The following is a 20,143-nucleotide window of genomic DNA, read 5'->3' on the forward strand; positions in this document are numbered from 1 at the left end:
CGGTTCTCCTTTGTGGGTCGTGAACTGCAATAACGTTACTGGATGCCCCCTGAGACTCCATCCGAACGTCGCCCCCGTCTGACACCGGCGATCGCCGATGTGCGCAGGGCCGTGCGCGAATCGCTCGAGGCGTTCCCCTCGTCCGACGACGCCCTGGTGCTGGTGGCTCTCAGCGGCGGCCCGGACTCCCTGGCCCTGGCCGCGGCGGCCGCCTTCGAGGCTCCCCGGCGGGGAATGCGGGCGGGTGCAGTGATCGTCGATCACGGGTTGCAACGGGAGTCTGCCACGGTGGCGGCGAAGGCGGCCGAGCAGGCGCGCGGGCTGGGTCTCGAGCCGGTGCTGGTGCGGCTCGTGGAGGTGGACGCCGGGCCGGGCTCCGGCGGGCCCGAGGCCGCCGCGCGCGCGGCACGGTACACGGCCCTGGATGCGGTGCGCCGCGAGACCTCGTCGGTCGCGGTTCTGCTCGGCCACACTCTCGACGACCAGGCCGAGACCGTGCTGCTCGGCCTGGCCCGCGGTGCCGGCGCATCCAGCCTGCACGGCATGGCGCCCGTCTCGGGGGCCTTCGTGCGGCCCCTTCTCGGCATCCGGCGTTCGAGCACCCTCGCGGCCTGCGCCGACGCGGGTCTCGAACCGTGGCTCGACCCGCACAATGTCGACACCGCGTTCTCGCGTGTCCGGGTGCGGCAGAGTGTGCTGCCCACGCTCGAGCGCGAGCTCGGTCCGGGCATGGCCGAGGCCCTGGCCCGCACGGCGGATCAGCTGCGCGAAGACGGGGACGCGCTCGACCACATGGCCGAGGAGACGATCGAGGAGATCGTCGAGCACGCCGAGGCGGGGATCGCGATCTCGATCGGAGCCCTGACGGCGAATCCCGCGGCTCTGCGCAACCGCATCATCCGGCACGTCGTGTCGAGCGAGTTCGGCGTCAGCCTCAGTCGAGCGCAGACCCTTGCCGCCGCCGCTCTCGTGACCGAGTGGCACGGGCAGAAGGGTGTCGACCTGCCCGGCATTAGAGTTGTCAGGGTCGCCGGGAAACTCGTGTTCCAGGCTGCGTCAGACATCTAATGTGAAGGAGCCCTGTGCTTTCGAGTGACATCGCCGACGACCTCACCAGCGTGCTGTACACGGAGGCCGAGATCCACACGCGTATTGCGGAGCTCGCGCGCAGCATCGAAGCCGACTACGAGGGCGAGGATCTGCTTCTCGTCGGTGTGCTCAAGGGCGCGGTCATGGTCATGGCCGACCTCGCGCGTGAGCTGACGCTTCCGTTGAACATGGACTGGATGGCAGTCAGCTCATACGGTGCGGGCACGCAGTCCTCGGGCGTCGTGCGCATCCTGAAAGACCTCGACAGCGATCTCTCCGGCCGCAAGGTGCTGATCGTCGAAGACATCATCGACTCGGGCCTGACCCTCTCGTGGCTGCTCGGAAACCTGCGTACTCGTGGCGCCGAGAGCGTCGAGATCTGCGCGCTGTTCCGCAAGCCGGAAGCGGCGAAGGTCGAGGTCGACGTGCGGTACGTGGGCTTCGAGATCCCGAACGAGTTCGTCGTGGGCTACGGCCTCGACTACGCCGAGCGCTATCGCAACCTGCGTGACGTCGCGGTGCTCGCGCCGCACGTGTACTCCTGATCGACCCCTCTTCACGCCCACGGGGGCTCTGTTTACGCCCACGGGGGCTGTATTTACGCCCACGGGGAACATGCAGACGGCGTGCAGCCCGGCCCAGCTAACCTTTCGACTACCACGAATTCCCTCTCGACACGATGAAGAGACATGAACGCTAAAAAGATCGTCCGATCTCCCATTCCGTACATCCTGCTCGGCGCCATCGCGCTCTGGATCGGCTTCAGCCTCATCACGGGTGGTGGCTTCAAGCAGATCGACACGCAGGAGGGCCTGCAGCTGCTGAAAGACGGCAAGGTCTCCTCGGCCACCATCATCGATGGCGAGCAGCGGGTCGACCTGACCCTCGCGAAGGCTGACAAGGACTATGGCACGCAGGTGCAGTTCTACTACGTCACGCCTCGAGGCACCGAAGTCATCGACGCCGTCAACGACGCGGCACCGACCAAGGGCTACAACGACGAGGTCCCGCAGACCAACTGGTTCCTGTCTCTCATCGGCATCCTCCTTCCGGTGCTTCTCATCGGTGCCTTCTTCTGGCTCATGCTCTCCGGTATGCAGGGCGGCGGCTCCAAGGTCATGCAGTTCGGCAAGTCGAAGGCCAAGCTGGTCTCGAAGGAGTCGCCGAAGGTCACGTTCGACGACGTCGCCGGTAGCGATGAGGCCCTCGAAGAGCTCGAAGAGATCAAAGACTTCTTGAAGGAGCCGGCGAAGTTCCTCGCCGTCGGCGCCCGCATTCCGAAGGGCGTGCTGCTCTACGGCCCTCCCGGAACCGGTAAGACCCTGCTCGCTCGCGCTGTCGCGGGTGAGGCCGGCGTGCCGTTCTACTCCATCTCGGGCTCCGACTTCGTCGAGATGTTCGTGGGTGTCGGTGCCAGCCGCGTGCGCGATCTGTTCCAGCAGGCCAAAGAGAACTCGCCCGCCATCATCTTCATCGACGAGATCGACGCTGTCGGTCGTCACCGCGGCGCCGGCATGGGCGGCGGCCACGACGAGCGCGAGCAGACGCTCAACCAGCTGCTCGTCGAGATGGACGGCTTCGACGTCAAGACGAACGTCATCCTGATCGCCGCGACCAACCGTCCCGACATCCTCGACCCTGCTCTGCTGCGTCCGGGCCGCTTCGATCGCCAGATCGGCGTCGACGCTCCCGATCTGCAGGGCCGCAAGAAGATCCTCGAGGTGCACGGCAAGGGCAAGCCGCTCGCCGCCGGTGTCGACCTCGAGGTCGTGGCCCGCAAGACGCCCGGATTCACGGGTGCCGACCTGGCGAACGTGCTCAACGAGGCCGCGCTGCTCACCGCTCGCTCGAACGCGCAGCTCATCGACAACCGCGCTCTCGACGAGGCCATCGACCGCGTCATCGCCGGTCCGCAGCGACGCACCCGCATTATGCGCGACCACGAGAAGCTGGTCACCGCCTATCACGAGGGCGGTCACGCTCTGGTGGCCACGGCCATGAACAACACCGACCCGGTGACGAAGATCACGATCCTTCCCCGTGGCCGGGCTCTGGGCTACACGATGGTCCTGCCTCTCGAAGACCGCTACTCGGTCTCGCGCAACGAGCTGCTCGATCAGCTCGCCTACGCCATGGGTGGGCGCGTCGCCGAAGAGGTCGTGTTCCACGACCCCACCACCGGCGCATCGAACGACATCGAGAAGGCCACCGCGACGGCACGCAAGATGGTCACCGAGTTCGGAATGTCCTCCGATATCGGTGCTGTCAAGCTGGGTGCCGCGTCGGGCGAGATGTTCCTCGGCCGCAATATGGGGCACGAGCGCGACTACTCCGATCGCATCGCCGAGAAGGTCGACGACGAGGTGCGGCACCTCATCGAGGCTGCGCACGACGAGGCCTGGAGCGTTCTCAACGAGAACCGCGACATCCTCGACCGTCTGGCACTCGAACTGCTCGAGCACGAGACGCTCGACCACGACCAGCTCGCCGTGATCTTCAAAGATGTCAAGAAGCTCACGCCCCGCCCGCAGTGGCTGTCGAGCGACAAGCGTCCGGTGTCGCAGCTTCCTCCGGTGTCGTTCCCGACCCCGAAGGCGCCGGTCGACGCCGGTGCCGTCGACGGGGGAGTCCAGTCCGACCCCGAGCCGGAGCAGAAGCCCAAGCGTTCACCGCAGGCTCCGCCCCGTCCCGCAACCGCGTAGCTCACCGAGCGCGTGACAGCATTCGACCGGGCTCGTGTCGAGGCGGCCGTGCACGAGATCCTCATCGCTATCGGTGAGGATCCGTCGCGTGCCGGCCTCGATCGAACCCCGTCCAGAGTCGCCGACGCCTACGAGGAGTTCTTCTCCGGCCTCGGCGTCGATGCCGCGTCGACGCTCGGAGACACCTTCGCCCTCCCGGAGGGTGCGGCCACCGAGCCCGTGCTCGTGCGCGACATCGAGTTCCGCTCGGTGTGCGAACACCACCTGCTTCCCTTCATCGGGGTAGCCCACGTCGCGTACGTTCCGTCGAACCGACTGATCGGCCTCGGACGCATCGCGTCGGTCGTCGACACGCTGGCTTCTCGACCTCAGCTGCAGGAGCGGCTGGGCGACGAGATCGCATCGGCGATCGAGAACGGCGTCGAGGCGCGCGGAGTGCTCGTCGTCCTCGACGCGCAACACGACTGCGTCAGAACCCGGGGACCGAGGCAGACGCGCAGTTCGACCGTCACGGTGTCGAGTCGCGGTACGCTGTCGCAGCCCGCCGAGCGCGCGGAGCTGATGATCCTGATCGGAGCCACGACGTGAGAAAGAACCACGTGAGCGCACCCGAGCCCACCACGGAGGGCGGCGACCGATCCGCATCCGTTCGTCGTCGCATCCGGTCGTCGACGGCCGTGCCCGGCGTGCCGCTGGCCGGCGAACGCACGCTCATCATGGGAATCCTCAACGTGACGCCCGACTCGTTCAGCGACGGCGGGCGGTGGAACACCCTCGATGCTGCGCTCGAGCACGCCGCCGAGCTGACGGCGCAGGGCGCGGACCTGATCGACATCGGCGGAGAGTCCACACGACCGGGGGCGCACCGCGTTCCGGTGGCCGAGGAGCAGCGTCGTGTGCTGCCGCTCGTGCGTGAACTCGCGCGCGGCGGCATCGCGGTGAGCGTCGACACGATGAACGCGGCCACGGCTCTCGCGGCGGCCCACGCGGGCGCGGCCGTGATCAACGATGTCTCCGGGGGGCTCGCCGACCCCGACATGACCCGCGTCGCCATCGAGACGGGCCTGCCCTTCGTCGTGATGCACTGGCGCGGGCACAGCGCCGAGATGGCGGCGAAGGCGAGCTACGGCGACGTGGTCTCCGATGTGCGGCGCGAGCTCGAGTACCGGGTCGCCGAGCTCATCGTCCGCGGCGTCGACCCGGCCAAGATCATCGTCGATCCCGGTATCGGCTTCTCGAAGAACGCCGAGCACAACTGGGCTCTCCTGGGGCACTACGGCGAGCTCGCGTCGCTCGGGCTGCCGGTGCTCGTCGCGGCATCGCGCAAGGGATTCCTCGCGCCGCTGGTCGCTGAGGACGCGGCCCCGGATGCGCGGGACGCGCCGTCGGCCATCGTCGCCGCGATCGCCGCATCGCAGGGCGCCTGGGCAGTGCGAGTGCACAACGTGGCCGAGACGCGCGCAGCCCTCGACGTCGCGGATGTGTGGAGACGGGGAGCCCGATCGTGACCCACGACACCGTGCAGGTCGACGAGCTCGACACCCTCACGCTCACGGGCCTCGAGGTGTTCGCCCACCACGGCGTGTTCGACTTCGAACGCGCCGACGGGCAGACCTTTCTGCTCGACCTCGTCGTCTGGCTCGACACCGTCGGTGCGGCCGCGGGCGACGACCTGGCGCAGACCCTGCACTACGGCGAACTGGCCGTCGAGGTGGCCGAGGCCGCGGCGGCCGAACCCGTCGATCTGATCGAGACGCTCGCGGAGCGCATCGCGACGCTCGTGCTGGCGCATCCGGTCGCCAGACGTGTGAGTGTCACGGTGCACAAGCCCAACGCCCCCATCCCCGTTCCGTTCGCCGACGTGTCGATCACGATCGTGCGCCCTCGGGGCCGCTCGAGCGCCGACAGTGTCAGGGAGACGCCATGAGGGCGCCAGCGCCGGCGGGCACCCGGTCGGTGCTCGCGTTCGGAAGCAACCTCGGCAACCGCGGCGAGACCATCAACGACGCCATGGCCGAGATCCGGGCGTTGGCAGGGGTGGTGATGATCGGCGAATCGAGTCTGTACGAGACGGTCGCCGTTAAGCTGCACGGTATCGACCACGAGGCACCCGCCTACCTCAACGCCGCCGCGATCATCGAGACCACGCTGGCGCCGCACGCGCTGCTCGCCGCGCTCAGCGAGATCGAGTTGCGGCACGGCAGGGTGCGCGAAGAGCGCTGGGGCGATCGCACACTCGACATCGACGTCATCACCTACGGATCGCTCGAGCTCGACGACGAGACGCTCACTCTTCCTCATCCGCGGGCCTGGCAGCGCGACTTCGTGCTCGCCCCGTGGCTCGAGCTCGATGCGGATGCGACGATTCCCGGTCGTGGCCGGGTCGACCTGCTGCTCGCCGCGACAGACGACACGGCGCGCCGAACCCGATCGGAGTCGATGTGAAACGCACCACCCCGTTCCCCGTCATCGCCCTCGCGCTGGGCGGTGCGCTCGTCGGTTTCCTCCTGCAGATCGGCCTCGCCTCGGGAGGCAGACCCATCCTGGTTCCGCCGGTCACCCTGCCCATCACGCTCGCCGTTGCCGGGGCCATCGTCCTCACCTTCGCGATTCCCGTCTACCGCGCGATCCGCGGCCCCGTGCGGCGCGAGGTCAATCCGTTCCGCGCGATGCGTGTCGTCGTTCTCGCCAAAGCATCGAGCCTCGTGGGCAGTCTGGTCGCCGGTTTCGGGCTCGGCTGCACGATCTACGTGCTCTCCCGAGCGATCGTTCCCGAGGTCTCGTCGCTCTGGCTGTCTATCGCCAGCGCGGCCGGAGGAGTCGTACTGCTCGTCGCCGGGCTCGTCGCCGAACAGCTCTGCGCGCTGCCGCCCGACGACTTCACTCCGGAGACCTGAGATGACCGACCCCACGAACGTCTCCGGTCGAGACACACACGATTTTGCCGATTCCGCGCCCTCGACGAAGCGCGTCGAGATCGGAGGCGACTGGCGACGGGTGAGCCCCAAGTACATCGGCGTCGAACTAGTCGGCGTGGCCCTCTTCGGGGTGGTGGCGATCGGCGCCACTCTCGTCTTCGCCCTCACGGAGTGGTTCGCGCAGCCGCTCGGGTGGATCCTCGTCGTCGTCGCCGTCGTGGTGACGCTGGCTATGTTCGTGGTCGCCCCGCGTCGCGTGCGCTCCATCGGCTACCAGCTTCGCGATGACGATCTGCTCTTCCGCCGCGGCATCATGTTCCACCGCGTCGTCTCCGTTCCGTACGGCCGCATGCAGCTCATCGACATCAACAGGGGCCCGGTTGCCCGCTTTCTCGGCCTCGCAGAGCTGCGCTTCGTCACCGCTGCGGCCGCAACAGGCGTGACCATCCCCGGCCTCAAAGACGCCGATGCGGATTCGCTGCGCGACACACTCGTGTCGCTCGCCGAGACGCGTCGGGCGGGGCTGTGACCGAGCCCGTCACTCCGCCGCTTCCCGGCGGTGGCGACTGGCTGCGCCTGCATCCGGCGACTCCGCTGCTCAAGGGCGGCATCGCGCTCATCGCCGTGATCGGCTTCGTCCTCGCCAACGTGCGCGAGCGGCTCCTCGAGATGTTCGTCGGCGGCCCTGACAGCGGTGATCTGTTCGACGAGCTCAATCGTCGTGGCCACCTCGGCTGGGCGATCGCCATCGTGGTCGCGGGCCTCGTTCTCGGCGTCGTGGCCTTCTACCTCTCGTGGCGCATGCACACCTACCGCATCAACGACGAGGCGGTCGAGGTGCGCAGCGGTATCCTGTTCCGCACCCACCGGCAGGCGCGACTCGACCGCATCCAGGGCATCGCCATCACTCGCCCCTTCATCGCCCGTCTGTTCGGGGCTGCCCGGCTCGAGCTGAGCGTCGCGGGGCAGGACGCGAAGGTGCAACTCGCATACCTGCGAGGCAGCGACGTCGATCGCCTGCGACACGACATCCTGCTGCTCGCGTCGGCTCGCCGTGCGGAGGAGGGCGTCGCGCCGCTCGTGGCGCCGAACGGCGTCGCCGGCTCAGCGGATGCCGTCGGCCCGGATTCGATCATCGGCCGTCGGGTCACGGAATTCCTGGCTCCCGAGCTCGACCCGCAGGAGGCGTCGGCCGAGTCGGTCGTGCGCATCTCACCACTGCGACTGGCCGGATCGCTGCTCGCAAGCGGAGGAACGCTCTTCGTGCTGGTCATCGCGATCGTGCTGATCATCATCGCGGCGTCGGGCAGGGAGGTCGGATTCGTCTTCCTGTTGGTGCCCGCGTTCATCGGTGGTGCCGGCTACTACGTGCGCAAGGTGACCCGCTCGCTGCGGTTCTCGATCGCAGCGACGCCCGACGGTGTCCGTGTCGGCTATGGACTGCTGACCACCTCGAACGACACGCTCCCACCCGGCCGGATCCACGCGATCGAGGTCTATCAGCCCCTGCTGTGGCGACCGTTCGATTGGTGGGCCATCCGCATCAACCGGGCGGGCCACGCCTCCAGCGGCTCGGGCAGCCAACCGGCGACGACGATGCTGCCCGTCGGCACCCGCGCTGACGTCGACAAGGTGCTCGGTCTGCTTCTTCCGGGGCTGGCCAGCGCCGACACGCGGCACCTGATTGTGGCCGGCATGGTCTCGTCGGGCCCGACCCCGGGCTTCGCCGTCGACTTCGTTCCCGCTCCTCGGCGCGGCCGATGGCTGCGCCCGTTCTCGTGGCGGCGCACCGGGTACGCGCTCGCGGGGGATGCCGTTCTGTTGCGCAAGGGTCTCGTGTGGCGACAGCTCGTCGCGGTGCCGGCGGCACGCATCCAGAGCCTGCGCATCGAGCAGGGCCCCTTGTCACGCGCGCTCGACCTCTGCACCCTGGCTCTCGACACGGTGGCCGGGCCCGTCTCGGCGACTCTGTCGGTGCTCGACAGAGCAGGCTCGATCACGGCGTTCGATGCGATCAGTCGAGCGGCGACGGCAGCCGGCGCGTTGGAAGACGGATCGCGGGGCTCGCACGCAGCGGCGCGCGGTCGCGTCGGCTCGTCCGATCCTCACCCACAACCTCCGGAGGGCGAACGATGAACCCAGCAGAACGAAGCGGACGCCTCGGAATCGGCATCGTGGGGGCGGGCAGAGTCGGCCCGATCCTGGGCGCGGCGCTCGCCGGAGCAGGTCATGCCCTCGTGGGCGTGGCGGCCATCTCCGAGGAGAGTCGCGAGCGGGCCGATGCCATCCTTCCCGGAGTACCGATTCTCGAGATCCCGCAGCTCATCGAACGCAGCGAGCTCGTCATCCTCGCTGTTCCGCAGCACGAACTCGCGACGCTCGTGCAGGGGCTCGCCGATACCCGAACGTGGCAGGCGGGCCAGCTCGTGCTGCACACCGCGCCGGGGCTGGGTGTAGGCGTGCTCGCTCCCGCGCTGGCTCAGGGCGCCATTCCGCTCGCCGTGCATCCGGCGATGCAGTTCACGGGATCGAGTGTCGACATCGCCCGGCTCGTCGGCACGTGGTTCGCGGTCACGGCACCGGGCCCCGTACTTCCCATCGGGCAGGCGCTGGTCGTCGAGATGGGTGGAGAACCCGTGGTGGTGGCCGAGAAGGATCGCGAGGCCTACGCGGAAGCCATCGAGACGGCCACGACCTTCTCGAGCGCGATCGTCGACCAGGCGACGAGCCTGCTGTCGGCCATCGGCGTGCCCGCGCCCGGTCTGGTTCTCGGACCCCTCGTGCGGTCGACGGTCGAGAACGCGCTGCACCGTGCTCGCGGCGATGACACGGGCGCGCACTTCGACTCGATCGGCGGGTGAACGACGGGGTGCCGGGTCTCGGCAAGGCACTAGCATCGAGGATGGCGGCGAGCGGAACCTGCGCGCATCGCCACGATTAAGGAGTCCCAGTGACCGACGTAGCCGATTCGATCGCGGGTGTTCGAACCCTGATCCGCGAGGCCAAGACGGCGCTGACAGCCGAGGGAATCGATTCTCCGACAGTGTCGCTCGTTCCCACGATGGGGGCGTTGCACGACGGCCATCTGGCCCTCGTCGAGAAGGCTCGCGAGCGGGGGCACATCGTCGTGGTGTCCGTCTTCGTGAACCCCACCCAGTTCTCGGCTTCCGAAGATCTGCAACGCTACCCGCGCGACCTGGAGTCCGACCGGGCGACCCTCGACAGCACCGCGCGAGACGGTGATCGACCGATCATCGTGTTCGCGCCCTCGGTCGACGAGATGTATCCGAACGGCTCCACCCAGGTCACGGTCACGGCCGGCCGGTCGGGGTCGACTCTCGAGGGTAAGAGCCGTGCGGGCCACTTCGACGGAGTGCTCACCGTGGTGGCGAAGCTGCTGAACATCGTGGCACCCGACGCCGTGTTCTTCGGTCGCAAGGACGCCCAGCAGGCGTTCCTCGTGGGGCGCATGATCGCCGATCTCGACTTCGCCACGGCCCTCGAGGTCGTCGACACCGTGCGTGAGAACGACGGTCTGGCGCTCTCGAGCCGCAACCGCTTTCTCGACGAGAAGGAGCGCCGCGCCTCCCTCGTTCTCTCTCACATGCTCGAGGCAGCCGAATCCGCCGCCGACAGGGGGATCGACACGGTCATCGCGGCCGCTCAGTCGGTCGCCATGGGAGAGCCTCAGGTTCAGGTCGACTACCTCGCCGTCGTCGATCCTGCCACCTTCCTGCCGGTCGACGACGACTATCGGGGCCGAGCGGTCGTGCTCGTGGCGGCGCGCGTCGGTTCCACGAGGTTGATTGACAACGAGACCATCTACCTGGCCTGAGCGCCGGGGAGCGACGAACGCACCCGGTAAACTCGTGTGCGAACCGAGGAGAGATTCGCCCGCATGAGTGACGCACCCAACGACCACGAGCTGACCGACGACGAGCAGCGGGCCGAGGTCGCGGAACAGAAGCTCGTGCGCTTGGCCAAGCGCGACCGCCTCATCGCATCCGGGGCCGAGGCCTACCCCGTGTCGGTGCCCGTCACGACCACGATCCCCGCGCTGCGCCAGAAGTACGGCGAGCTCGTCGCCGATGACACGACCGGCGACATCGTCGGCGTCGCGGGCCGCGTCGTCTTCGCCCGCAACACCGGCAAGCTCTGCTTCGCCTCGCTGCAGGCCGGCGACGGCAGCCGGATCCAGGCCATGGTGTCGCTCGCTCAGGTCGGCGACGAGTCGCTGGCCGAGTGGAAAGAACTGGTCGATCTCGGAGACCACGTCTTCGTCTCCGGAGAGGTCATCTCGTCACGTCGAGGCGAGCTCTCGATCATGGTCGCCGACTGGAAGATCGCCTCGAAGGCCCTGCTGCCCCTGCCCAACCTGCACTCCGAGCTCAGCGAAGAGACCCGCGTGCGCAGCCGTTACCTCGACCTGATCGTTCGTGACCAGGCGCGAGAGGTCGTGCGCACGAGGGCCAAGGCCGTCGCCTCCCTGCGCCAGACGTTCGCCGAGCGCGACTACATCGAGGTCGAGACCCCGATGCTGCAGACCATGCACGGCGGAGCGTCGGCGAGGCCGTTCGCTACGCACAGCAACGCATTCGACACCGAGCTCTTCTTGCGCATCGCGCCCGAGCTGTTCCTCAAGCGCGCCGTCGTGGGAGGCATCGACCGGGTGTTCGAGATCAACCGCAACTTCCGCAACGAGGGCGCAGACTCCACCCACTCTCCGGAGTTCGCCATGCTCGAGTCGTACGAGGCGTACGGCGACTACAACACCATGGCCGAACTCACGCAGACGCTGATCCAAAACGCGGCGCTCGCCGTCGCCGGTTCGCACGTGGTGACCTGGGCCGACGGCACCGAGTACGACCTCGGCGGCGAATGGGATCGCATCAGCATGTACGGATCGCTCTCTGCCGCAGCCGCAATCGAGATCACGCCCGAGACCTCCGTCGCGGATCTGCAGGCGCTCGCCGACCGCGAGGGTGTCGAGGTGCACCTGCCCAACCACGGCAAGCTGGTCGAGGAGCTGTGGGAGCACTTCGTCAAGGGCGGGCTCACGAGGCCGACGTTCGTCATGGACTTCCCGCTCGAGACCAGTCCGCTCACCCGGGCGCACCGGTCCATTCCCGGCGTCGTCGAGAAGTGGGACCTCTACATCCGTGGGTTCGAACTGGCCACGGCCTACTCGGAGCTCGTCGATCCCGTCATCCAGCGCGAACGTTTCATCGAGCAGGCCCGGCAGGGTGCAGCGGGCGATGTCGAGGCGATGCGTCTCGACGAGGAGTTCTTGCGCGCACTCGAGTTCGGCATGCCCCCCTCGGGTGGGCTCGGGATGGGCATCGATCGCCTGCTGATGGCCCTGACCGGCCTCGGTATTCGCGAGACGATCCTCTTTCCACTGGTGAAGTAAGGTCGGCAGCATGAGCTTTTTCGGTGGAAACAAGAATCCCCTCGACGATGAGGGAAAGAAGAAAGACGACGGTCGGGTCAGCAACTCCCGACTGCTGATCTGGATCGTGGTCACCGCGGTTGCGCTCTACCTCATCGGCACCGGCGTCTACGGAATCATCACCAAGAGCAGCTGAGCAGTCCGGCCGAGCCGGGCTCGTGCGCGGCAGCGGCTGCTAAACTCGGCGATCATGGATGACATTCTCGCCGGGCTGGGCGCCCTCGCCCCCACTGTGCTCGTCGGACTCGTCTTCTGGCTCGTGATGTTCGTCATTCTGCGCGCAGACAAGCACGAGCGCCGTGCTTTCTCGAAGATCGAGGCAGAAGAGCGGGCCAAGCTGGCGGCGTCGAACGCCGCCTCCGACGAGGCGCCCGTCGACGTCTCCGCTCTACGCCTCTGAGCGACGCGTCCACTGCACCATCGGGGTCGTCCGGACACGCTACGGTTGTCGTCGGGGCAGTAGTCGAGGGGAGCCTGCGTGTTCGGAATCAATGCCGCGGGCTGGGTTCTCATCGTCGCCGTGCTCATCGATTTCCTCGTGCGTGTCACGGCGATCATCGTGGTTCCCCGCAACCGACGGCCGGCCACAGCCGTCGCCTGGCTCATGGCCATCTTCTTCTTGCCCTATATCGGCGTGCTCACTTTTCTGCTCATCGGCAGCTACAAGCTGCCCAAGAAGAGGCGTGACAAGCAGCAGGCGATCAACCAGTTCATTCTCGAGACGACCGAGGGCATCGATCTCGTCACGAAGAACCACGCCTGGCCGCCGTGGCTCGAGTCGGTGGTCGAGCTCAACCGCAACCTCGGATCCATGCCCCTCGTCGGCGGCAACAACGCCAGCCTGATCGGCGACTACGCCCGGTCGATCGCGTCGATGGCGGCAGACGTCGGCAAAGCCCGGCGCTACGTTCACGTCGAGTTCTACATCATGTCGTACGACACCGCCTCGGAGGCGTTCTTCGAGGCCCTGGGAGCCGCCGTCAAGCGCGGCGTGACGGTGCGCGTGCTGCTCGACCACATCGCATCCATCAGGTCGCCGCACCACCGCAGAACGACGAAGAAGCTCACCGAGCTCGGCGTGCAGTGGTCGTTCATGCTTCCGGTGCAGCCCCTGCGCGGCAAGTACCAGCGCCCCGATCTGCGCAACCACCGCAAGCTGCTGATCATCGACGGCAAGATCGGCTACATGGGGTCGCAGAACATGATCGACCGCAGCTACAACAAGCGGGGCAACATCCGGCGCGGTCTGCAGTGGCAAGACCTTATGACGCGCCTCGACGGCCCCATCGTCGCCGGCCTCAACGCCATCTTCATCACCGACTGGTACAGCGAGACCAACGAGCTGCTGATGCGTGAGACCGATCCGATCACTCCCGAGGTCGTGGAGGAGTCGCCCGATTCCCTCGACTGCCAGGTCGTGCCGTCCGGCCCGGGGTTCGAGGGGGAGAACAACCTCCGGCTCTTCCTCGCGCTGCTCTACTACGCGCAGAACCGCATCATCGTCACGAGCCCGTACTTCGTTCCCGACGAGGCCATGCTCTACGCCATCACGACCGCCACGCAGCGCGGCGTGCAGGTCGAGCTCTTCGTGTCGGAGATCGGAGATCAGGGGCTGGTCTATCACGCCCAGCGCTCGTACTACGAGGCCCTGCTGCGCGCGGGAGTGCGCATCTACATGTACCAGGCGCCCTACATTCTGCACGCGAAGCACTTCACCATCGACGACGACGTGGCCGTGATCGGGTCGAGCAACATGGACATGCGATCGTTCAGCCTCAACATGGAGGTGTCGCTCATGGTGCGGGGCCGCTCGTTCGTCTCGGAGATGCGCGAGATCGAAGACGGCTACAGAAAGGTCAGTCGCGAGCTCACGCTCGACGAGTGGCTCACCCAGCCCCTGCGCTCCACCATCCTCGACAACCTGGCCAGACTCACCAGCGCCCTGCAGTAGCTCAGCGCCGACGAGGCAGAAGCCGCACGGTCGGCAACGCGGGCGCGGGCAGGGGCGAGCCCGTGTAGCCGTGGCCAGCTGGCGTGCCGGGGTCGCCGTGCGTGCTGATGAAGCGCGGCGCACGCGCATCCACCTCGCCCGAGCCGATCGCCTCGGCCTGCCACGCAGTGCGGTACGCGACGATCTCGTCGTGGGTTCGGCCGACGAAGTTCCACCACATCACGATCTGCTCGCCGAACGGCTCGCCGCCGATCAGGATCAGTCGGGCGTCGTCGTCGCCCGTCTCGATCGTGAGGGTGGATGCGCCGGGCTCGACGAACGCGAGTTCGGTGCGGGCGACAAGCGTGCCGTCGACGGTAACCGACCCCCTGTCGACCAGGATGCCGTGCTCGTCGCGCGGATCGACCGGGAGATCGATGCGCGTGCGCCTCGGAAGGTCGAGTTGTGCGGCCAGCACGCGGGTGAACGTCGTTGCCGTGGCTGAGACTCCGGCGACGGAGCCGAGGAACACGGTGATCGTCGCCTCGCCGAGCGTCGTGACGGCGGCGGTGTGGCTCTCGAAGAACGGCGCCACCTCTCGAGACGCGTCGGGCAGTGCCAGCCACAGTTGCACGCCGTGCAGAAGAGTGGTGTTCTCGGTCGACACCTCTGAATGGCTGATGCCCCGCCCTGCCGTCATCAGGTTCAGCTCGCCCGGTCGCACGAAGGCGTGGCTGCCCACGCTGTCGCGATGCTCGATCTCGCCGTCGAACAGCCAGCTCACCGTCTGGAGACCGGTGTGCGGGTGGGGCGGAACGACCATGCCCGCGTTCGTGCGCACATCGGTGGGGCCGTAGTGATCGACGAAGCACCAGGCGCCGATCATGCTCCGTTCCCTGCTCGGAAGGGTGCGGTGCACGGTCATTGCACGCGGGCCGCCGAGCGGCACCTCGCGGGGCGCCAGGATCGTGACGAGGAGTCGCTCAGAACCCAGCACCTCGTCGTCGTCGCCGATGAGGAGCTCGGTGGGATGCTTCTCGAGATTGCTCACGTCTGAAGCCTAAGCGCCTGTCGATGCGGGCGCATCGATCAGTGGCCGGTTCGGGGCCGCTCTGTCAGCATGGGGCATGGACTTCCTCACGAACAGCCCGGAGCTCTTTCCTCTCGTTCGAGGAGGCGGCGGCTTTCTCGTGTCGATCGGTCTGGGAATCCTCGTCGGAGCTCTCGGCCGATCGCGTCGGTTCCGCATCGTGGCTCTCATCGCCGGTGCAGCCCTCGGAGTCGTCGTCATGGCGGTCGGAGGGGTCACGAAGATCATCTTCGAGGGCATCGGATACCCCGAATGGTGGCAGTGGGCGGTGCTCGGTCTGGCCGTGCTCGTCGAGGGATACCTCGTGAACCTCGTCGTGGAGAGAAACCTCGACCGCGACTCGCGATCGTTCTGGATGTGGATGCTCTTCGTGGTCGGCGCGCACTTTCTCGTCCTGACCGCGAGTCACGGTGTGATCTGCGGAACCCTCGGCCTGGTGTGCATGGCGAACGCCCTGGTCGGGCTGCGCAGTACGCGGATTCCGTTCCGCGTGTTCTGGGCGATCGACGGGGTTCTCAAGATGGGGGCGGGAACGACCATGATCGCCGTCAGCTACGCGTGACTGCGCCGCGCAGAACGTGCGTCGCATGCGACAGGCCCAGAAGACGACGCGTTTCCTGAGCCTGTCGAAGGGTGGTTCGGCCGACGCTACGGCGTGGGCATACCGCCGTTCACGTGGAGCGTCTCGCCGACGACGTAGCTGGATTCGTTCGACGCGAGGAAGACGTAGGCCGGGGCCAACTCTGCCGGCTGACCCCATCGGCCGAGGGGCGTCTGCTCTCCGACGCTGGGCAGCTTCTCGGGCGGCTGCCCGCCCGCGGTCTGCAGGGGCGTCCAGATCGGTCCGGGCGCGACGACGTTGACTCGGATTCCCTTCGGAGCCAGCTGCTGGGCCAGGCCCTTCGAGAACGTGTTGATCGACGCCTTCGTGGTGGCGTAGTCGACGAGCATCTCACTGGGGGAGTACGCCTGGATCGACGAGGTGTTGATGATGGCCGAGCCCGGCTTGAGGTGGGGCAGAGCAGCCTTGGTGATCCAGAACATGGCGTAGACATTCGTCTTGAACGTCTCGTCGAACTGGTCGTCCGAGACCTCGTCGAGCGTCTCGCGGAACTGCTGCTTGCCCGCGTTGTTCACGAGGATGTCGAGGCCGCCGAGGCCCTCGACCGCCGTCGCGACGAGCTCGCGGCAGAAGGCTGCGTCGACGATGTCGCCGGGGATGGCGATGGCCGTGCGGCCGGCCTCCTCGATCAGGCCGACGATACGCTGGGCGTCCTCCTCCTCTTCGGGAAGGTAGGAGATGGCCACGTCGGCACCCTCGCGGGCGTACGCGATGGCCACGGCCGCGCCGATGCCGGAGTCGCCTCCGGTGACGAGTGCCTTGCGCCCGGAGAGGCGACCCGAGCCGCGGTAGGTCTTCTCTCCGTGGTCTGCCTTGTCGTTGAGTTTCGCGTCGAGACCGGCGCCCTCTTGATACTGCTCTTCTGTGTCGATGTCGGCGTACATCTTCGTGGGGTCCTGGAGTGTGTACTGATCAGTCATGTATCAAGGCTAAGCACCGCCGGTAAGGCGCCCGGGGTGGTTGCGTCGTCGGCGTCAGGCGTGTTTCACTCCCGCACACGAAGCCCTCCGATCCTTCCGCGTCGGAGAACCATCCCCGTCACGCCTAGGGCGAACAGAGCAGTATTCGCCCTCGACGCTGATTAGCATCAGTACATCGAGCGCCATCCCTGCCCTGGTGTTCAAGGAGACAGACATGTTTGAGAGATTTACCGACCGAGCTCGCCGCGTCGTTGTTTTGGCCCAAGAAGAGGCCAAGATGCTCAACCACAATTACATCGGCACCGAGCACATCCTGCTCGGCCTCATCCACGAGGGAGAGGGCGTCGCCGCTAAGGCACTCGAGTCGCTCAACATCTCGCTCGATGCGGTTCGCGAGCAGGTTCAAGACATCATCGGCCAGGGCCAGCAGCAGCCCACCGGCCACATCCCGTTCACCCCGCGTGCCAAGAAGGTGCTCGAGCTCTCGCTGCGCGAGGCTCTGCAGCTGGGTCACAACTACATCGGCACCGAGCACATCCTGCTCGGGCTCATCCGCGAGGGCGAGGGCGTCGCAGCCCAGGTGCTCGTCAAGCTGGGCGCCGACCTCAACCGGGTGCGCCAGCAGGTCATCCAGCTCCTCTCTGGCTACCAGGGCAAGGAGCAGGTCGCCGTTGGGGGAAACGACGCCACTCCCGACAAGGGTTCGCAGGTTCTCGACCAGTTCGGTCGCAACCTCACCCAGGCCGCTCGCGACAACAAGCTCGACCCGGTGATCGGGCGCGAGAAAGAGATCGAGCGCGTCATGCAGATCCTGTCGCGCCGCTCGAAGAACAACCCTGTTCTGATCGGTGAGCCCGGCGTCGGAAAGACCGCAGTGGTCGAAGGTCTCGCCCAGGCCATCGTCAAGGGCGACGTTCCCGAGACGCTGAAAGACAAGCAGCTCTACTCGCTCGACCTCGGTTCGCTCATCGCCGGTAGCCGCTACCGCGGAGACTTCGAAGAGCGCCTCAAGAAGGTCACGAAAGAGATCCGTACCCGCGGCGACATCATCGTCTTCATCGACGAGATCCACACCCTCGTCGGTGCGGGCGCTGCCGAGGGTGCCATCGACGCAGCGTCGATCCTCAAGCCGCTCCTGGCTCGAGGCGAGCTGCAGACCATCGGGGCGACCACGCTCGACGAGTACCGCAAGCACTTCGAGAAAGACGCCGCTCTCGAGCGTCGATTCCAGCCCATCCAGGTCGCCGAGCCCTCGCTGGCACACACGATCAACATCCTGAAGGGCCTGCGCGACAAGTACGAGGCGTTCCACAAGGTCTCGATCACCGACGGTGCCATCGTCTCGGCGGCCAACCTGGCCGACCGCTACGTCGCCGACCGCTTTTTGCCCGACAAGGCGATCGACCTGATCGACGAGGCCGGCGCCCGCCTGCGTCTGTCGATCTTGTCGGCGCCGCCGGAGCTGCGTGAGTTCGACGAGCGCATCGCCGGAGTCCGGGGTCAGAAAGAGGCCGCGATCGAAGACCAGGACTTCGAGAAGGCCGCCAGCCTGCGCGACGAGGAGAAGAACCTCCTCGGCGAGCGACTGCGCCTCGAGAAGCAGTGGAAGTCGGGCGATGTCAAGACATCCGGCATCGTCGATGAGGGTCTGATCGCCGAGGTCCTGGCCCAGGCGACCGGTATCCCTGTCTTCAAGCTCACCGAAGAGGAGTCCTCGCGACTCGTCTTCATGGAGCGGGCGTTGCACCAGCGCGTCATCGGCCAGGAGCAGGCCATCGAGGCTCTGTCCCGCACGATCCGCCGCACCCGTGCCGGCCTGAAAGACCCGAAGCGCCCCTCGGGCTCGTTCATCTTCGCCGGCCCCACGGGTGTTGGAAAGACGGAGCTCGCCAAGGCCCTCGCCGAGTTCCTGTTCGACGACGAAGACGCTCTGATCTCGCTCGACATGTCGGAGTACGGAGAGAAGCACACGGTCTCGCGCCTGTTCGGTGCCCCTCCCGGATTCGTCGGCTTCGAAGAGGGCGGCCAGCTCACCGAGAAGGTGCGTCGCAAGCCGTTCAGCGTGGTGCTGTTCGACGAGATCGAGAAGGCTCACCCCGACATCTTCAACTCCCTCCTGCAGATCCTCGAAGAGGGACGTCTGACGGATGGACAGGGTCGCGTGGTCGACTTCAAGAACACCGTCATCATCATGACGACGAACCTCGGCACGAAGGGCATCTCCGGAGCGCCCATCGGTTTCCAGAGCGACAGCAATGTCGAGACCACGTACGAGCGTATGAAGGCGAAGGTGAACGAGGAGCTGAAGCGTCACTTCAAGCCCGAGTTCCTCAACCGCGTCGACGACACCATCGTGTTCCCGCAGCTGTCGAAGGGCGAGCTGCTGCAGATCGTCGATCTCTTCATCAAGCGTCTGCGCGACCGTCTGCTCGACCGCGACCTGTCGATCGAGCTCACGCAGAGCGCCAAGGAACGCCTCATCGAGGTCGGTTTCGACCCGACGCTGGGTGCGCGTCCACTGCGCCGCGCTATCCAGAACGAGGTCGAAGACCGTCTCTCGGAGCGCATCCTGCACGGCGAGCTCAACGCGGGCGACCACGTGCACGTCGACTTCATCGGCAACGAGTTCGTCTTCACGACGAGCCGCCGTCCCGGTGTCGACGACGAGTTGGCGCCTGCCGGTGAGATCGCGGCCTCGTCTGCGGCCGCAGCCGCATCCACCGGCCCGACCGACGCCGCATAACAACCACAGCAACGAACGCGAATGCCGCGTTCCGATCACCGATTCCGGTGTCGGAACGCGGCATTCGTCGTTTCGGGCGGTGCGTGATCGTCCCTACACTGGGCGAATGCCGAGCTCCGTACAGTTGCGCTACTACCCCGCCCGTCGGCTCCTCGTGCGCGGACAGCCGGCAGTCGTACTCAGCACGACCGCCGCGGTCTTCGTCTCTCGGGGCTTCCACCCGCCGACGCCGATCGACGAGTCGACCATCGAGCTGGAGATCGGTTCGGCGGCGCGCGAGTTCTGGCTGAGCGGCTCGATCCTGGCCGACGCGGCCCGGTTCGTGCTCCCTACCCGCGCGAGGGCGCTCGTCGTGCACGGTTTCGCCGTCGCCCAGGTGAGCCCGTCGGATGCGGCCGATACCGGGCATCCCGAGACCTGGCTCACCATCTCCGCCGTCGGCGGTCTCGAGACCCACGGCGATGTCGTCGACACCATCGCCGAGTGCATGGCCCGGTTCACGAGCAACGGGCTCCTGGTGGATGCGGGCGAGCCCTTCAGCGCTCTCGAGTTTCCCGCCGAGTCGGTGTGCAACCCCAAGGGCTTCCGTGCGTGGAGGCGGCAGAATCGTCGTGGCTGACCCCCGTCTTCAGGGAATGGCGGAAGCGACCTGCGCGTTGTGTCGCTGTGGCCGGATGGCC

21 protein-coding genes are annotated in these 20,143 nt (G+C 66.9%); 19 read left to right on the forward strand and 2 right to left on the reverse strand.

Translation table 11 applies throughout. The annotated features are described in order from the left end of the window. The first annotated feature begins 42 nt into the window (after positions 1-42). From tilS to cls, 16 genes are all read left to right on the forward strand, one after another. Positions 43-1,068 carry a tRNA lysidine(34) synthetase TilS gene (tilS, locus tag ASF79_RS12765; RefSeq protein ID WP_055855421.1) on the forward strand — a complete coding sequence of 342 codons (1,026 nt, stop codon included), beginning with the start codon at positions 43-45 and terminating at the stop codon, positions 1,066-1,068. 14 nt (positions 1,069-1,082) lie between these two features. Then, positions 1,083-1,634 carry a hypoxanthine phosphoribosyltransferase gene (gene hpt, locus ASF79_RS12770; RefSeq protein WP_055778533.1) on the forward strand — a complete coding sequence of 184 codons (552 nt, stop codon included), beginning with the start codon at positions 1,083-1,085 and terminating at the stop codon, positions 1,632-1,634. Between the two features lie 144 nt (positions 1,635-1,778). Then, positions 1,779-3,791 (forward strand): ATP-dependent zinc metalloprotease FtsH, encoded by a 2,013-nt coding sequence (gene ftsH, locus ASF79_RS12775; RefSeq protein WP_055778530.1) that lies wholly within the window; start codon positions 1,779-1,781, stop codon positions 3,789-3,791. A gap of 12 nt (positions 3,792-3,803) precedes the next feature. After that, positions 3,804-4,379, forward strand: a complete 576-nt coding sequence (gene folE / locus ASF79_RS12780; protein ID WP_055855423.1) for a GTP cyclohydrolase I — start codon at positions 3,804-3,806, stop codon at positions 4,377-4,379. After that, positions 4,376-5,299, forward strand: coding sequence for a dihydropteroate synthase (folP, locus tag ASF79_RS12785; protein WP_326942872.1), 924 nt, complete (start codon positions 4,376-4,378; stop codon positions 5,297-5,299). Before folE ends, folP begins: the two co-directional genes overlap by 4 nt. Beyond that, positions 5,296-5,718 (forward strand): dihydroneopterin aldolase, encoded by a 423-nt coding sequence (gene folB, locus ASF79_RS12790; protein ID WP_055856128.1) that lies wholly within the window; start codon positions 5,296-5,298, stop codon positions 5,716-5,718. The genes folP and folB overlap by 4 nt, the downstream gene beginning before the upstream one ends. Continuing rightward, positions 5,715-6,236, forward strand: coding sequence for a 2-amino-4-hydroxy-6-hydroxymethyldihydropteridine diphosphokinase (gene folK / locus ASF79_RS12795; RefSeq protein ID WP_055778524.1), 522 nt, complete (start codon positions 5,715-5,717; stop codon positions 6,234-6,236). Before folB ends, folK begins: the two co-directional genes overlap by 4 nt. Further along, on the forward strand, positions 6,233-6,688 hold the full coding sequence (locus ASF79_RS12800) for a DUF3180 domain-containing protein (protein WP_055855425.1): 456 nt from the start codon (positions 6,233-6,235) through the stop codon (positions 6,686-6,688). The genes folK and ASF79_RS12800 overlap by 4 nt, the downstream gene beginning before the upstream one ends. 1 nt (position 6,689) lies before the next feature. Beyond that, positions 6,690-7,238, forward strand: coding sequence for a PH domain-containing protein (locus ASF79_RS12805; RefSeq protein WP_082495880.1), 549 nt, complete (start codon positions 6,690-6,692; stop codon positions 7,236-7,238). Beyond that, positions 7,235-8,845 carry a PH domain-containing protein gene (locus ASF79_RS12810; RefSeq protein WP_055855427.1) on the forward strand — a complete coding sequence of 537 codons (1,611 nt, stop codon included), beginning with the start codon at positions 7,235-7,237 and terminating at the stop codon, positions 8,843-8,845. Before ASF79_RS12805 ends, ASF79_RS12810 begins: the two co-directional genes overlap by 4 nt. Next, the gene (locus ASF79_RS12815) at positions 8,842-9,570 is read left to right on the forward strand and encodes a Rossmann-like and DUF2520 domain-containing protein (protein WP_055778516.1); all 729 of its coding nucleotides are present in this window, start codon (positions 8,842-8,844) and stop codon (positions 9,568-9,570) included. Before ASF79_RS12810 ends, ASF79_RS12815 begins: the two co-directional genes overlap by 4 nt. A gap of 89 nt (positions 9,571-9,659) precedes the next feature. Continuing rightward, entirely contained in the window at positions 9,660-10,544 is an 885-nt protein-coding gene (panC, locus tag ASF79_RS12820; RefSeq protein ID WP_055855429.1) for a pantoate--beta-alanine ligase, read from the forward strand. Between the two features lie 63 nt (positions 10,545-10,607). Beyond that, the gene (gene lysS, locus ASF79_RS12825; protein WP_055856133.1) at positions 10,608-12,119 is read left to right on the forward strand and encodes a lysine--tRNA ligase; all 1,512 of its coding nucleotides are present in this window, start codon (positions 10,608-10,610) and stop codon (positions 12,117-12,119) included. A 10-nt stretch (positions 12,120-12,129) separates the two neighbouring features. After that, a complete protein-coding gene (locus ASF79_RS17400; protein ID WP_156351712.1) occupies positions 12,130-12,294 on the forward strand; it encodes a hypothetical protein in 165 nt (54 codons plus the stop codon). Between the two features lie 54 nt (positions 12,295-12,348). Next, positions 12,349-12,558: a hypothetical protein gene (locus ASF79_RS12830; protein WP_055855431.1), complete on the forward strand. Its 210-nt coding sequence runs from the start codon at positions 12,349-12,351 to the stop codon at positions 12,556-12,558. 87 nt (positions 12,559-12,645) lie between these two features. Then, positions 12,646-14,109: a cardiolipin synthase gene (cls, locus tag ASF79_RS12835; protein WP_055856137.1), complete on the forward strand. Its 1,464-nt coding sequence runs from the start codon at positions 12,646-12,648 to the stop codon at positions 14,107-14,109. 1 nt (position 14,110) lies between these two features. Here cls and ASF79_RS12840 read toward each other — a convergent pair whose 3' ends face one another. Beyond that, positions 14,111-15,139: a pirin family protein gene (locus tag ASF79_RS12840; protein ID WP_055855433.1), complete on the reverse strand. Its 1,029-nt coding sequence runs from the start codon at positions 15,137-15,139 to the stop codon at positions 14,111-14,113. Between the two features lie 76 nt (positions 15,140-15,215). On the opposite strand from ASF79_RS12840, the gene ASF79_RS12845 reads away from it, so the two are divergent. After that, positions 15,216-15,740 carry a DUF6609 family protein gene (locus ASF79_RS12845; protein ID WP_055778503.1) on the forward strand — a complete coding sequence of 175 codons (525 nt, stop codon included), beginning with the start codon at positions 15,216-15,218 and terminating at the stop codon, positions 15,738-15,740. A gap of 86 nt (positions 15,741-15,826) precedes the next feature. On the opposite strand, the gene ASF79_RS12850 is transcribed toward ASF79_RS12845, so the two are convergent. Further along, the gene (locus tag ASF79_RS12850; RefSeq protein ID WP_055855435.1) at positions 15,827-16,720 is read right to left on the reverse strand and encodes a glucose 1-dehydrogenase; all 894 of its coding nucleotides are present in this window, start codon (positions 16,718-16,720) and stop codon (positions 15,827-15,829) included. A gap of 214 nt (positions 16,721-16,934) precedes the next feature. On the opposite strand from ASF79_RS12850, the gene ASF79_RS12855 reads away from it, so the two are divergent. Both ASF79_RS12855 and ASF79_RS12860 read left to right on the forward strand, forming a co-directional pair. Then, complete coding sequence (locus tag ASF79_RS12855) at positions 16,935-19,463, forward strand: ATP-dependent Clp protease ATP-binding subunit (protein WP_055856139.1); 2,529 nt, start codon at positions 16,935-16,937, stop codon at positions 19,461-19,463. 106 nt (positions 19,464-19,569) lie between these two features. Continuing rightward, the gene (locus ASF79_RS12860) at positions 19,570-20,082 is read left to right on the forward strand and encodes a hypothetical protein (RefSeq protein WP_055855437.1); all 513 of its coding nucleotides are present in this window, start codon (positions 19,570-19,572) and stop codon (positions 20,080-20,082) included. Positions 20,083-20,143: the final 61 nt, after the last annotated feature.

Origin of the sequence: Agreia sp. Leaf335 (assembly GCF_001423605.1) — a bacterium.
In the GTDB taxonomy this organism is placed as follows: Bacteria; Actinomycetota; Actinomycetes; order Actinomycetales; family Microbacteriaceae; genus Agreia.